The 13,172-nt window shown below is 70.4% G+C and carries 12 protein-coding genes; 6 read left to right on the top strand and 6 right to left on the bottom strand.

Annotated features, from left to right (window positions below; translation table 11 throughout):
• Positions 1 to 14: 14 nt before the first annotated feature.
• On the bottom strand, positions 15 to 1,622 hold the full coding sequence (groL, locus tag RF645_RS08155; RefSeq protein ID WP_368818920.1) for a chaperonin GroEL: 1,608 nt from the start codon (positions 1,620 to 1,622) through the stop codon (positions 15 to 17).
• 162 nt (positions 1,623 to 1,784) lie between these two features.
• Positions 1,785 to 2,081, bottom strand: coding sequence for a co-chaperone GroES (groES, locus tag RF645_RS08150; RefSeq protein WP_024289962.1), 297 nt, complete (start codon positions 2,079 to 2,081; stop codon positions 1,785 to 1,787).
• A gap of 404 nt (positions 2,082 to 2,485) precedes the next feature.
• Between groES and RF645_RS08145 the strand changes: the two genes are divergently transcribed.
• From RF645_RS08145 to RF645_RS08125, 5 genes are all read left to right on the top strand, one after another.
• A complete protein-coding gene (locus tag RF645_RS08145; RefSeq protein WP_368818919.1) occupies positions 2,486 to 3,490 on the top strand; it encodes a siderophore ABC transporter substrate-binding protein in 1,005 nt (334 codons plus the stop codon).
• 135 nt (positions 3,491 to 3,625) lie between these two features.
• Complete coding sequence (locus tag RF645_RS08140; RefSeq protein ID WP_024289960.1) at positions 3,626 to 4,624, top strand: ABC transporter permease; 999 nt, start codon at positions 3,626 to 3,628, stop codon at positions 4,622 to 4,624.
• A gap of 14 nt (positions 4,625 to 4,638) precedes the next feature.
• Positions 4,639 to 5,676 carry an iron chelate uptake ABC transporter family permease subunit gene (locus tag RF645_RS08135; protein WP_368818918.1) on the top strand — a complete coding sequence of 346 codons (1,038 nt, stop codon included), beginning with the start codon at positions 4,639 to 4,641 and terminating at the stop codon, positions 5,674 to 5,676.
• A complete protein-coding gene (locus tag RF645_RS08130) occupies positions 5,673 to 6,428 on the top strand; it encodes an ABC transporter ATP-binding protein (RefSeq protein ID WP_368818917.1) in 756 nt (251 codons plus the stop codon). Before RF645_RS08135 ends, RF645_RS08130 begins: the two co-directional genes overlap by 4 nt.
• Before the next feature lie 60 nt (positions 6,429 to 6,488).
• Positions 6,489 to 7,793, top strand: coding sequence for an SAM-dependent methyltransferase (locus RF645_RS08125; RefSeq protein ID WP_368818916.1), 1,305 nt, complete (start codon positions 6,489 to 6,491; stop codon positions 7,791 to 7,793).
• A gap of 144 nt (positions 7,794 to 7,937) precedes the next feature.
• On the opposite strand, the gene RF645_RS08120 is transcribed toward RF645_RS08125, so the two are convergent.
• Positions 7,938 to 9,083, bottom strand: coding sequence for a glycoside hydrolase family 3 protein (locus RF645_RS08120; protein ID WP_368818927.1), 1,146 nt, complete (start codon positions 9,081 to 9,083; stop codon positions 7,938 to 7,940).
• 422 nt (positions 9,084 to 9,505) lie between these two features.
• Here RF645_RS08120 and RF645_RS08115 point away from each other — a divergent pair, with 422 nt between their 5' ends.
• A complete protein-coding gene (locus RF645_RS08115) occupies positions 9,506 to 10,648 on the top strand; it encodes a glutamate--cysteine ligase (RefSeq protein ID WP_368818915.1) in 1,143 nt (380 codons plus the stop codon).
• A gap of 73 nt (positions 10,649 to 10,721) precedes the next feature.
• Here RF645_RS08115 and tsaD read toward each other — a convergent pair whose 3' ends face one another.
• From tsaD to tsaB, 3 genes are read right to left on the bottom strand one after another with little or no spacing between them, the layout of a single operon-like run.
• On the bottom strand, positions 10,722 to 11,849 hold the full coding sequence (tsaD, locus tag RF645_RS08110) for a tRNA (adenosine(37)-N6)-threonylcarbamoyltransferase complex transferase subunit TsaD (RefSeq protein WP_368818914.1): 1,128 nt from the start codon (positions 11,847 to 11,849) through the stop codon (positions 10,722 to 10,724).
• A complete protein-coding gene (gene rimI, locus RF645_RS08105; protein WP_368818913.1) occupies positions 11,846 to 12,412 on the bottom strand; it encodes a ribosomal protein S18-alanine N-acetyltransferase in 567 nt (188 codons plus the stop codon). The genes tsaD and rimI overlap by 4 nt, the downstream gene beginning before the upstream one ends.
• The gene (gene tsaB / locus RF645_RS08100; protein ID WP_368818912.1) at positions 12,409 to 13,158 is read right to left on the bottom strand and encodes a tRNA (adenosine(37)-N6)-threonylcarbamoyltransferase complex dimerization subunit type 1 TsaB; all 750 of its coding nucleotides are present in this window, start codon (positions 13,156 to 13,158) and stop codon (positions 12,409 to 12,411) included. The genes rimI and tsaB overlap by 4 nt, the downstream gene beginning before the upstream one ends.
• Between the last annotated feature and the right edge of the window lie 14 nt (positions 13,159 to 13,172).

Genomic DNA, 13,172 nt, shown 5'->3' with positions numbered 1-13,172 from the left:
CCGCAGCTTCCGGATCAGTGCTGGTGGCCGTGGTCGTCCTGATCGTCCTCCGCGGGCTTGTCGGTGACCAAGGTCTCGGTGGTCAGCACCAGGGCCGCGATCGAGGCCGCGTTCTGCAGCGCAGAGCGGGTCACCTTGACGGGATCGATGATGCCCGCCGCCAGCAGATCGGTGTACTGATCGGCCTTGGCGTCGTAGCCGTGCCCGAGCTCCATCTGCTCTACGCGCGAGACCACGACCCAGCCGTCCTGGCCGGCGTTCTGCGCGATCCAGCGCAGCGGCTGGCGCAGGGCGCGGCGCACGATGTCCGCGGCCACGGCAGCGTCGCCGTCGAGCTGGGCCTTGACGTCGTCGATCGCCGCAGAGGCGTGGACCAGCGCCGAGCCGCCGCCGCCCACGATGCCCTGCTCGAGGGCCGCGCGGGTCGAGGAGACGGCGTCCTCGATGCGGTGCTTGCGCTCCTTGGCCTCGACCTCGGTGGCCGCGCCGACCTTGATGACGGACACGCCGCCGGCCAGGCGCGCCAGGCGCTCCTGCAGCTTCTCGCGGTCCCACTCGGAATCGGTGCGCTCGACCTGGCCGCGGATGTAGTCCACGCGCTCGGAGATCGCCTCGGCGGTGCCGCCGCCGTCGATGATCGTGGTCTCGTTCTTGGTCACGGTGACCGTGCGGGCGGAGCCCAGCTGCTCCAGGGAGACCTGGTCCAGGGCGATGCCCAGCTCGGAGGTCACCACGGTGCCGCCGGTGAGAACCGCCAGGTCCTCCATGATCGCCTTGCGGCGGTCGCCGAAGCCCGGGGCCTTCAGGGCCACGACGTCCAGGGTGCCGCGCAGCTTGTTGACGACCAGCGTGGACAGGGCTTCGCCCTCGACGTCCTCGGCGATGATCGTCAGCGGCTTCTTGGTCTGCACGACCTTCTCGAGCACCGGCATGAGCTCCTGCGCCGAGGAGATCTTGCCCTGGTAGAGCAGGACCAGGCCGTCGGACATGACGGCCTCCTGGCGCTCGGCGTCCTTGACGAACGACGGCGACAGGTATCCCTTGTCGAACTGCATGCCCTCGGTGACCTCGAGCTCGATCTCCGTGGAGGAGCCGTCCTCGATGGTGATCACGCCGTCCTTGCCCACGACCTCGAAGGCCCGGGAGATCAGCTCGCCGATCTCCTCGGACTGCGAGGAGATCGCAGCGACCTTGGCGACCTCGTCGCCGGAGACCTCGCGGGCGTCCTCGAGCAGGCGATCGGCGACCGCCTGGACGGCGACCTCGATGCCCTTCTTGATCTGGCCCGGGGCGGCGCCGGCGGCCACGTTGCGCAGGCCCTCCTCCACGAGCGCCTGCGCCAGGACGGTGGCGGTCGTGGTGCCGTCGCCGGCGACGTCGTTGGTCTTGGTCGCGACCTCCTTGGCGAGCTGGGCGCCCAGGTTCTGGTAGGGGTCGTCCAGCTCAACCTCTCGGGCGATCGTCACGCCGTCATTGGTGATGACGGGGGCGCCCCACTTCTTGTCCAGGACCACGTTGCGGCCGCGCGGGCCAAGGGTGACCTTGACGGTGTCGGCCAGGCGGTCGACACCCTCCTTCAACTGATTGCGTGCGTCCTCGCGGAAGAGCAGCTGCTTGGCCATGGGCCGGATTCTCCTTCGGGATCGACGGGCGCGGGCCCGTCGGGATGACTGGGGTCTTGATCGACGAGAGAGGGCGCCGGCCATGCGGACCCGCGCAACTGCGGGGCACGCGGCGGGCGCCCTCTGCTCGGACCGCCTGAGGTGATCAGGGGGTCGTCAGGCTCACTTCTCGACGACGGCCAGCACGTCGCGCGCCGGCAGGACGAGGAACTCCTCGCCGTTGTACTTGACCTCGGTGCCGCCGTACTTGGAGAAGATCACGAGATCGCCCTCCTTGACGTCGACCGGGATGCGGTTGCCGGAGTCGTCGACGCGGCCCGGGCCCACGGCCATGACCTTGCCCTCCTGGGGCTTCTCCTTGGCGGTGTCCGGGATGACCAGGCCGGAGGCGGTGGTCTGCTCGGCCTCGACGACCTGGACGACGATGCGGTCTTCAAGCGGCTTGATGGAGATCGACACGATGTCTCCTTCTCTCATGGATTCGAAGTGTTGCTGAAGCTGTCACGGCGCCCCGCCGAGGTGCTGCTCCCCGCTGCTGCGAGGACCCCGGTGCTGGTGCGCCAGAGGATCTGCCAACCGTCGTCGCGGTGCCGATCGGCCCGAATCCCTTAGCACCCCCCGAGGGCGAGTGCTAAAGCCACCTTAGAGACGGCGCTGGCAGTCGGTCAAGGCGAGTGCCAACTGCACACTGCGGAGGAACGAACGCCCCGGAACGACTCCCAGCCGGCCCGCAGGCTCCGAGGAAAGCCCTGGCAACAGCTGGGAGAATCCTTTAAGGTCGCCAGTAAGGTAACCCTGACCTACTCAAGGTGAGGCTCACCTTGCTCCGCCACCACGTCGTCGACAGACAAGAGGATGCTCCCATGCCTGCACCCAGCCGCCGCTCCGGCGCCGCACTGGCCGCCCTGCCCCTGGCCCTGGCCCTGGCCCTCGGACTCACCGCCTGCGGCGGCTCCGGCGACTCGGACAGCCCGAGCAGCTCCGGGGAGACCGACAGCATCGAGGTCGAGGACAACTTCGGCACCGAGACCGTCGCGCTGCCGCCGCAGAACGTGGTCGCCACCGACAACCGCACGTTCGAGACCCTGTGCGAGTGGGACGTCGAGCTGGCCGCGGCGCCCAAGCCCCTGCTGCCGGAGACGGTCGAGTGCTGGCAGGGCGATGACGTCGTCGACATCGGCAATCACCGCGAGCCGGACCTCGAGGCCATCGCCGGCGTGGAGCCCAGCCTGGTGGTCAACGGCCAGCGCTTCGGCGACTACCACGATCAGATCGCCGAGCTCGTCCCGGATGCCGCGATCGTGGAGTTCGAGCCCCGCGAGGGCGAGGACTTCTTCGAGGAGCTCAAGCGCCAGACCTCGGCCATCGGCGAGATCTTCGACAAGACCTCGGAGGCCGACTCGCTCAACGGCGGCCTGGACGATGCCGCCCAGCGCGTGTCCGACTCCTATCAGGAGGGCGACACCGTCATGGCCGTCAACGTCTCCGGCGGCGAGATCGGCTACATCGCCCCGGGCGTGGGACGCACCTTCGGGCCGCTGTTCGACGAGTTCGGCTTCACCCCGGCCCTCGAGGTCGAAGGCGCCTCGGACGACCACCAGGGCGACGACATCTCCGTCGAGGCCATCGCCGACTCCGACCCGGACTGGATCGTGGTCCTGGACCGCGACGCCGGCGTGAGCTCGGAGGAGGGCGCCACCCCCGCCGCCGAGGTCATCGAGCAGTCCGAGGCGCTGCAGGACGTGACCGCCGTGAAGGAGGGCAACATCTACTACGCTCCGGCGGACACCTACACCAACGAGGGCATCCAGACCTACACCGAGATCTTCAACGGCCTGGCCGACGCCTTCGAGTCCAAGAGCAGCTGACCTGCTGATCTGTCAGCGGCGGCACCGGCGTCGAGGCCCGATGCAGGTGCCGCCGCTGAGGCATGCGCCTCGTGCCCGGCCTCCCGGGACGAGGCGCATGCCTCCGCACCGCCCGACCATGCTGAGGGGACCCCGATGACCGAAGCCCGCACCGGCGCCGAGGCGAGCACCCGACGATCCGGGCTCGCCGCAGCCCTGCTCGACTGGAAGCTGTGGCTGGCGACCGCAGCGGTCGCAGGGCTGCTGGTCCTGTCCCTGTTCACGGGGGTCTACGACCTCGGCTCGGAGGGCGGCGCTGAGATGCTCGGCATCACCCGCCTTCCCCGCACGATCGCCCTCGTGCTGGCCGGGGCGGCCATGTCCATGTCCGGGCTGGTCATGCAGCTGCTGACGCAGAACCGCTTCGTGGAGCCCACGACCACCGGCACGACCGAATGGGCGGGGCTGGGCCTGCTCACCGCCATGATCGTCTTCCCGTCTGCCACGCTCATGACGCGCATGGGAACCGCCATCCTCTTCGCCTTCATCGGCACGATGGTCTTCTTCCTCTTCCTGCGCCGGGTGTCCCTGCGCTCGTCGCTGATCGTGCCCATCGTCGGCATCATGCTCGGCGCCGTGGTCGGCTCCGTCTCGACCTTCCTGGCGCTGCAGACCGACATGCTGCAGAACCTCGGCGTGTGGTTCGCCGGCAGCTTCACCTCGGTGCTGCGCGGGCAGTACGAGGTCCTGTGGATCGTGGCGGCCGTCGTGGTCGTGGTGTTCATCGTGGCCGACAGGCTCACGGCCGCCGGGCTGGGCGAGGACATCGCCACGAGCATCGGGCTGAACTACAGCCGGATCATCCTCTTCGGCACGATCCTGATCGCGATCGCCACCGGGGTGGTGACCGTCGTGGTCGGCAATCTGCCGTTCCTGGGGCTGATCGTGCCCAACATCGTCTCGATGATCCGCGGCGACGACCTGCGCTCCAACCTTCCCTGGGTCTGCCTGCTGGGCATCGCGATCGTCACCGTGTGCGATCTGCTGGGGCGCACGCTGATCGCCCCGTTCGAGATCCCCGTCTCCGTGATCCTCGGCATCGTCGGAGCCGTCGTGTTCGTCGCCCTGCTGCTGCGCCAGCGCCGCAGCGCCTGATGGAGGACCCCCGGATGACACTCGCCAGACCCACGACCGCCAAGGCCCAGCGCTCGAGCGCCGGGGCCTTCGCGACCCCCGCCGCCCGCCGGCGCTACGTCATCGTGGTCGTGGTGCTGCTCGCGCTGTCCCTGCTCTTCGCCGGCGGCCTGCTGGCCTGGGACAACCCGCTGCCGTTCGGCACGCCGGGGTTCTGGCGCATCGCCGAGCTGCGGCTGACCAATGTGATCGTGATGGGCGTGGTGGCGTTCTGCCAGGCCATGGCCACCGTGAGCTTCCAGACCGCCACCAACAACAGGATCATCACCCCGTCGATCATGGGCTTCGAGTCCCTGTACGTGGCGATCCAGACGGGCGTGGTCTACTTCGCCGGAGCCGCCAGTCTGGTGGCCTTCAGCGGCATGACCCAGTTCGTGGTCCAGGTGACCCTGATGGTCCTGCTGGCCACCGCCCTGTACACCTGGCTGCTCGCCGGGCGCCGAGGCAGCATGCACGTCATGCTGCTGGTCGGCATCATCATCGGCGGCGGCCTGGGCTCAGTGTCGACCTTCATGCAGCGTCTGCTGACCCCCAGCGAGTTCGACGTCCTCAACGCCCGGCTCTTCGGCTCCGTGTCCAACGCGGATGCGAGCCTCCTGCCGATCGCGATCCCCCTGTGCCTGGCCGCGGGGCTGGCGCTGTGGCTGTCGGCCCGGCGGCTGAACGTCGTGGCCATGGGCGCCGACGTCTCGAACAACCTGGGGCTGAACCACCGCTGGGAGACCATCCGGATCCTGTTCCTGATCTCGATCCTCATGGCCGTCTCGACCGCCCTGGTGGGCCCGCTGACCTTCCTCGGCTTCCTGGTGGCCACCCTGGCCTACCAGTTCGCCGACACCTACGACCACCGACGGATCTTCCCGGTCGCCATGCTCATCGGCTTCGTGGTGCTCTCCGGGGCCTACTTCCTGATGAACCACGTCTTCTACGCCCAGGGCGTCGTCGGGATCATCATCGAGCTCGTGGGCGGCTCCGTCTTCCTGTACGTCATCCTGCGAAAGGGACGCCTGTGATCACCCTGAACACTGTCCGCAAGCACTACACCGACGAGGTCCGCATCGGCCCGGTCGACCTCGAGATCCCCACCGGCGGCATGACCGCGCTGGTGGGGCCCAACGGCGCCGGCAAGTCGACGCTGCTGACCATGATCGGGCGGCTGCTCTCCCTCGACGAGGGCGTCATCAGGGTCGCGGAGATGGACGTCGCCAGGACGAAGTCCAAGGACCTGGCCAGGATCCTGTCGATCCTGCGGCAGGAGAACCACTACGTCACCCGCCTGACGGTGCGCCAGCTCGTGGGATTCGGGCGCTTCCCCTACTCCGGGGGACGGCTGAACGTGGAGGACGAGCGGATCATCTCGAAGTACCTGGACTTCCTGCACCTCACCGAGCTGCAGAACCGGTACCTGGACGAGCTCTCGGGCGGCCAGCGCCAGCGCGCCTACGTGGCCATGGTCCTGGCCCAGGAGACGGATCACGTGCTGCTGGACGAGCCGCTGAACAACCTCGACATGAAGCACTCGGTGCAGATGATGCAGTTCCTGCGCTCCGCCTGCCGTGAGCTCGGCCGAACGATCATCATCGTGCTGCACGACATCAACTTCGCCGGGCACTACGCCGATCACATCTGCGCGGTGAAGGACGGGCAGATCGCCCGCTTCGGCACCCCGGAGGAGATCCTGACGGACGAGGTGCTCACCGAGGTCTTCGACACCCCCATCACCGTGATCGACGGCCCCAACGGCCGGCTCGCCTCCTGCTACTGATCCTCGCGTCGGCGCGCAGGTCCGTCGATCGCCGTCTGCTCAGGGGCTAGGGTCGAGGACGTGGAAGAGATCCCCTCCCCCGAGACCGCCGCCGAGTCCCTGGCCGCGCTGCTCACGCCCGAGGGCATGCGGCTGCTCGACGCGCTGGGGCCCTATCGGGAGGACGAGGTCCTCCAGCAGATCTCGCGGCTGCGCGCCGCGGGGTTCGCCCCCGAGCTGATCTCGGCGGCCATGACCCAGTCGCGGCTGCGCACCGCCGCGGCCGCCAAGTTCGGCGAGTTCGCCCAGCACATGCTCTTCACCCAGGACGGCCTCGAGCAGGCCACCCGGCTGGGCGTCTCGGCCGTCCACGCCAGCCGGTACGTCCAGGCCGGTGTGCGCCGCGTGGCCGATCTGGGCTGCGGGATCGGCGCCGACGCCATGACCCTGGCCTCCGCCGGGCTCGACGTCACCGCCGTGGAGCTCGATGAGACCACCGCGGCCGTGGCGACGGTGAACCTCATGCCGTTCCCCGAGACCCGCGTGGTCCAGGCCGACGTCCAGAGCCTCGACCTCGACGGCCTGCCCGGCGGGCGCCCCGAGGCGCTGTGGCTCGATCCGGCCCGCCGCGAGACCGCCGGAGCCTCCCGGAGGATCTTCGATCCGGAAGCTTTCTCCCCTCCCCTGTCCTTCGTCGAGGCGCTGGCCGATTCCGGGATGCCGGTGGGCGTGAAGATGGGTCCGGGCCTGCCGCACGCGGCCGTTCCAGAGGGGTGCGAGACGCAGTGGATCTCCCACCGCCGCGATGTGGTCGAGGTCGTGCTGTGGTTCGGAGCACTGGCCCGCCCCGGGATCCGCCGCGCCGCCCTGGTCATGGGCGAGCAGGGCCACCACGAGCTGATCTCCTCGGAGCCGTTCCCAGACCCCGACGACGCACCCCTGACGGTCTCCGAGGACAGCGACGACGCCGTCCCGCCGATCGCCGCCGGCGACGTCGTCTGGGAGCCCGACGGAGCCGTGATCCGCGCCGGACTGGTGCAGGACCTGGGCGATCGTCTGGGTGCACGCCTGGTCCATCCCCGCATCGCCTACCTGACGGCCTCCGACGTCCAGGACCCGTCGACCCCGTTCGCCCGCGCCTACCGCGTGCGCGAGGTCCTGCCCCACACCGTCAAGGTGCTCAAGTCCTGGGTGAAGCAGAACCGGATCGGCACCCTGGAGATCAAGAAGCGCGGCACCGACGTCACGCCCGAGCAGCTGCGCCGGCAGCTCAAGCCGTCCGGGCCGAATCGCGCCACGCTGATCGTCACGCGGCTGTGGGACAGCGACGACCAGGGCCGCACCGGCGAGCGCCGTGCGGTCCTGGTCGTCGAGCCGATGAGCTGATGCCGCACCACCGCACCCCATCGCTGCTGATCGGCTGCGGACCTGCGGCCTCGGCGCTCCCGTTCGTCGAAGCCGCAGCTCCGCATGTCGTCGACGTCGATCAGCTGCCGATCTGCGGCCTCAGCGCCGCGGCGGGCAGCGGGCTCAGCCCTCGAAGCGGGCAGCCAGATCCCGGTGCGAGCCCGGCTCCGCGGGCTCGACCGGAGCCGACCCCTGGGCCTGGTCATAGCTCATCTGCATGGCCACCACGCGGGCGGCGGCATCATCCAGGCGCTGCTGCGGGATGGCACCGGACTCCACGGCCTGCACGATGTCCGCGTGGGCCGCGGCCTCGTCCTCGGGCATCACCAGCAGATCCGCGCCGGCCTGCAGGGCCGCACCGGCAGGGGTGGTGACCCCCGAGTCGACGGGTCGGCCCGGTCCCACGACGTCCTTCAGGGCCCCCATGTCGAGGGCGTCGGTGACGACCGCCCCCTGGAAGCCGAGGTCCTCGCGCAGCGCCTGGTAGGCCTTCGGCTCCAGCGTGGCGGGCACCTGGTCGGTCCAGTCGCTCACGGCGATGTGCCCCATCATGATCGTCGGGGCGCCGGCGTCGACCGCGGCCCGGAACGGTGCCCATTCCTCATCCTTCAGGGTCTCGACCGGGGTCTGCTGGACCGGCAGCCCCACGTGGGAGTCGGTGCTGACGGAGCCGTGGCCCGGGAAGTGCTTGGGCGAGGAGATCAGTCCCGCATCGGAGAGTCCGCTCATGGCGGCCACGGTCTGCTCGGAGACGATCTCGGGGTCGTCGCTGTAGGCGCGGTCCTGGACGACGGCGTCGTCGGGGCTGGTCACATCGGCCACGGGGGCGAAGTCCATGGTGAACCCGAGCCCGGCGAGCTCTGCACCCATCCCGGCGGCCGCCTCGCGGGTCAGCTCCGGATCGTCCGCGGCGCCGACGGTCTGCGCGGAGGGCCAGACGGTCAGGGGCTCGGCCAGGCGGGCGACGGAGCCGCCCTCCTGATCGACCCCGATGATCCCGGGCCAGCTGCGCTCCTCGGGGCTCAGAGCCGCACCGACCCGGTCGTTCTGCGAGCGCATGGCCTCGACATCCACGTTCGAGGCGCCGCCGCCGGCACCGGCCTCCTCGGTGATCCCCTGGCCGTCGGCGGTGGGGACGTTGGCCCCCATGACGATCACACCGCCCAGGTGCAGATCCCCGATCTGGCTGATCTGGGCATCGACCGAGGCGGGATCGGCCCCGCTCCACGTGGCAAGGAGGACCTGCCCGGCCTTCTCCTCGAGCGTCATCTCGGACACGGCCTCCTCCGCCGCGGCACGGGTCCGCTCATCGGGCAGCACTCCGGCGGCCTGCTCACCGGAGCCGGCCTCGGAGCGGGCGGAGGATTCCGACGGGCTCGCGGCACTCGCCCCGTCCGAGGCGGCCCCGGAGGCCGTCGTCCCTTCCGACGGCGCCTGCTGGCTTCCACAGGCGCTCAGCGCGAGCCCTCCGGCGAGGACGAGGCCGAGCCCGGCGCGACGGGTGCGAAAGCGTACACGGACAGCTACGGAGTCCGGCAGGGCGGGGGTGCGACGGTCGACGGGGGGAAGTTCATGACGCGGCATGCCGACCAGGGTAGCGATCCGTGCGGCTGGGGCCGTGCGCTGTTCTACAGTGGGATCCGCTCGGTCGCCGCCGAGCAGATCCCCGGACGTCCTGCCAGCGAGGTGCCATGAACATCGAATTCAGCTCATCGCCGCAGTCGACACTGGGCATCGAATGGGAGGTCGCCCTCGTCGACGCTGAGACCGGGGCCCTGGTCCCCCGGGCCGAGGAGATCCTCGCTGCCGTGCACAGCCAGGTTCCGCAGCGCGCCGAGGACGGCGATCACCCCGTGCTGACCGGCGAGTTCCTGAACAACACCGTGGAGATGGTCACGGGGGTGTGCCGCAGCGTCGGAGAGGCCGTGGGCCAGCTCGAGCAGATGCTCGGCGAGATCCGTCAGGTGACCGACCCCCAGGGCATCGAGATCTACCCCGCGGGAACTCATCCGTTCTCCCGCTGGCAGGACCAGTCGGTCGTGGAGAAGGACCGCTACTTCACCGTCCTGGACCGCGCTCAGTACTGGGGGCGGCAGATGGTGATCTTCGGGATGCACGTCCACGTGGGCGTCGACTCGCAGGACAAGGCCCTGCCGGTCCAGGACCACCTGCTGGCCCATTACGCCCACCTTCTGGCGCTGTCGGCCAACTCTCCGTACTGGAACGGCTTCGACACCGGCTACGCCTCGCACCGCGCCCAGCTCTTCCAGCAGCTGCCGACCGCGGGCATCCCCTACTCGTTCCAGACCTGGTCGGACTTCGAGCTGTGCGTCTCCGATCTGCTGGCCACCGGCGTGATCGACGACATCAGCGAATCCCGCCTCGATGTCCGCCCCGTGCCCAAGTACGGCACGGTCGAGATGCGCTTCTGCGACTCCCCGACCTCCGTGCGGGATCTGAGTGCGATCGCAGCGCTCACCCAGTGCCTGGCCGAGGAGGCCTCGCGGATCGTGGACTCGGGGCGCAAGGTCGAGCAGATGCGCCCGTGGCTGATCCGAGAGAACAAGTGGCGCGCAGCCCGCTACGGGCTGGAGGCGATCATCATCCGGGACAACGCCCTGGAGGAGCTGCTCGTCACCGACGACCTGGCCGACATGCTCGAGCGCCTGCAGCCGATCGCCGTGGACCTGGGCTGCGTCGAGGAGCTCGCCGGGGTGGCCCGGATCATCGCCGAGGGCACCGGCTCCACTCATCAGCGCGCCGCCGTGGCCGCCCACGACGGCGACCTGCGCTCCGCCGCCCTCGACGTCGTGCAGCGGGCCCGGCGGGGCTGAGGCGCCGAACTCCCGCACGACGACGGCGCCCGAGCTCTCCCGACAGGGAGGGCTCGGGCGCCGTCGGTCCTGCTCAGGCCTGCAGCGCGGCTGCGGGCATGGACACCGTGGCCACGGGCAGCCCGGGATCGGCGGTGAACTCGAGCCCGGTCGGCTGCGCCCCCACCGAGACCAGCCGCGAGCCCAGAGCCGCCACCATGGCGCCGTTGTCCGTGCACAGGCTCAGCGGCGGAACCACCAGGCGTATGCCGTTCTCGGTGCAGCGCTGGGCGGCCAGGGCGCGCAGTCGCGAGTTCGCCGCCACTCCCCCGCCCAGCAGCAGGGTGGACAGCCCATGCTCGCGCGCAGCCAGCATGGCCTTGGACGTGATGACATCGGCCACCGATTCCTGGAAGGAGGCGGCCACATCGGCGACCGGGACCTCCTGGTCCTCGGCCTCGAAGGCCTCGACCACCCGGGCCACCGCGGTCTTGAGACCGGAGAACGAGAAGTCGTAGCGGTGCGGGCCAGGCGCCTCCGCGCTGCCCATGTACTTGCCGGCGGCCAGACCGCGCGGGAAGCGGAAGGCCTTCGGATCCCCCTCGGCGGCGGCGCGGTCGATCACGGGGCCGCCCGGGTAGCCGAGTCCGAGCAGTCGGGCGACCTTGTCGTAGGCCTCTCCGGCGGCGTCATCGATGGTCGAGCCGAGCATCTCGACGTCCTCGGCGATCTCCCGCACGGCCAGGATCTCGGTGTGCCCGCCGGAGACCAGCAGCGCACCCAGACCGGGCACCAGGGAGCCGTCCTCCGCGATCAGGGTCGGGGCGCCGTCGTCGTCGGGATCCAGCAGGCCCACCGAGACGTGGGCGACCAGGTGGTTCACGGCGTACAGCGGCTTGCCCGTGGCCAGTGCGAGCGCCTTGGCGGCAGAGACGCCCACCATGAGGGCACCGGCCAGACCGGGGCCTGCGGTCACGGCGATCGCATCGAGATCCTGCAGGCGCACCCCTGCGGTGCGCAGCGCCTCCTCGATCGTGGGCGTCATGGCCTCCAGGTGGGCGCGGGCGGCGATCTCGGGAATGACCCCGCCGAAGACGGCATGCTGGTCCATCGAGGAGGCCACGGCATTGGCCAGCAGGCGCCGCCCGCGCACGATGCCCACGCCGGTCTCATCGCACGAGGTCTCGATGCCCAGGACCAGGGGGCTGTCGGTCGTGGTCATCGCGGGTCCTCCCGGGGGTCGTCGTGCGCTGCGGCGGACAGGTCCATGTGGCTCGTCAGGTCGGTCGTGCTCGGCGGGCGCCGAGTGCCGACTCGCTCGGAAGCACCTCCGTCGGCGCTCAGCGGGGCGAGCATGATCACGGCCGTCTCCCCGTCCGGGTAGTAGCGCGGGCGCTGGGCGATCTCCGCGTAGCCGAAGCGCCGGTAGAGAGACTGCGCCGTCTCGTTGGACTCGCGCACCTCCAGCAGGACCTCCCGCGCACCGCGCCGACTCGCGATCTCGTGCAGCGCCTGCAGCAGGGCGGAGCCCAGGCCGCGCCCGCGCAGCTGCGGGATCACCGCGATGTTCTGCACGTCGGCGGTCTCCGCCACGACCATCACGCCGGCGTAGCCGACGATCCGCTCGTCCTGCAGCGCGACCAGGTAGCGGCGGGTCTCATGCGAGATCTCGGCGGCGAGCATGTCCTCGGACCAGGCGTCGCCCGGGAACAGCTCGAGCTCCAGGCTGTGCAGCGCGGCGACGTCGTCGGTCGTGGCCGTGCGCAGCTGCCACGTCCCACTCATGCTCCGGCCTTCTTGCGGGGACCGGGCACCTTGGCATCGGAGTCGCGCAGGTACAGCGGGGAGAGATCCTGCGAGAGCTGCTGGCCTGCGGCCAGCGCTTCGGCGGCGGCCATCCCCAGCGACGCCGCGCTCGCCTGCCACTGCGACGGCGCCTGCTGCGGCCCGCCCGGCACCGGCTCGACGACGGCCTGCGGCAGCTGCTCGGCGTAGAGGCCGGCACCGCGGCCGTAGACCGGCAGCTCGGGCAGCTCCTGGGCAGGACCGACGCGGGGCCCGTCGACCAGCAGTGGCGCCCCCGTGCCCTGCAGCCGGCACTGCGCCCAGTAGACCTCGCGGCGCCGGGCGTCGGCGGCCACGACGAAGGACGACGGCGGCTGCGGAAGCGCCGCGACGTCTAGGGCCAGAGCGGCCAGGCTCGTCATGCCCCAGACCGGCAGGTCCCAGGCGAATCCGAGCACCCGTGCTGTGACCAGGCCCGCGCGCAGGCCGGTGAAGGGCCCGGGGCCGGTGCCCACCAGGATGCCGGACAGGTCCTCGGGCGCCGTCCCGGACCGCTGCAGGACGTCCTGGACTGCCGGGGTCAGGACCTCCGCGTGGCTGCGGGTGTCCTCGGTCGACCACTCGGCCAGCACCCGAGCCTTCCCGGGCGAGGCGTCGTGGTCGCCGGAAGGGGGTCCTGGATCGTCGTCGATCTGCAGGAGCGCGACGGAGGCGGCGGAGGAGGAGTCGAGGCACAGCAGAAGCACCTGGTCAGTCTAAG

The organism is Kocuria sp. CPCC 205260, from assembly GCF_040981045.1.
GTDB classification, from domain to species: Bacteria; Actinomycetota; Actinomycetes; order Actinomycetales; family Micrococcaceae; genus Kocuria; species Kocuria palustris.
This window is presented reverse-complemented; position numbering and strand designations above follow the sequence as displayed.

What these genes read in the sequence shown, in the direction of transcription:
- groL (WP_368818920.1), bottom strand. Translation starts at nt 1,622, where the DNA reads ATGGCCAAGCAGCTGCTCTTCCGCGAGGACGCACGCAATCAGTTGAAG.
- RF645_RS08145 (WP_368818919.1), top strand. Translation starts at nt 2,486, where the DNA reads ATGCCTGCACCCAGCCGCCGCTCCGGCGCCGCACTGGCCGCCCTGCCC.
- RF645_RS08140 (WP_024289960.1), top strand. Translation starts at nt 3,626, where the DNA reads ATGACCGAAGCCCGCACCGGCGCCGAGGCGAGCACCCGACGATCCGGG.
- RF645_RS08135 (WP_368818918.1), top strand. Translation starts at nt 4,639, where the DNA reads ATGACACTCGCCAGACCCACGACCGCCAAGGCCCAGCGCTCGAGCGCC.
- RF645_RS08120 (WP_368818927.1), bottom strand. Translation starts at nt 9,083, where the DNA reads ATGACGCTCGAGGAGAAGGCCGGGCAGGTCCTCCTTGCCACGTGGAGC.
- RF645_RS08115 (WP_368818915.1), top strand. Translation starts at nt 9,506, where the DNA reads ATGAACATCGAATTCAGCTCATCGCCGCAGTCGACACTGGGCATCGAA.
- tsaD (WP_368818914.1), bottom strand. Translation starts at nt 11,849, where the DNA reads ATGACCACGACCGACAGCCCCCTGGTCCTGGGCATCGAGACCTCGTGC.
- rimI (WP_368818913.1), bottom strand. Translation starts at nt 12,412, where the DNA reads ATGAGTGGGACGTGGCAGCTGCGCACGGCCACGACCGACGACGTCGCC.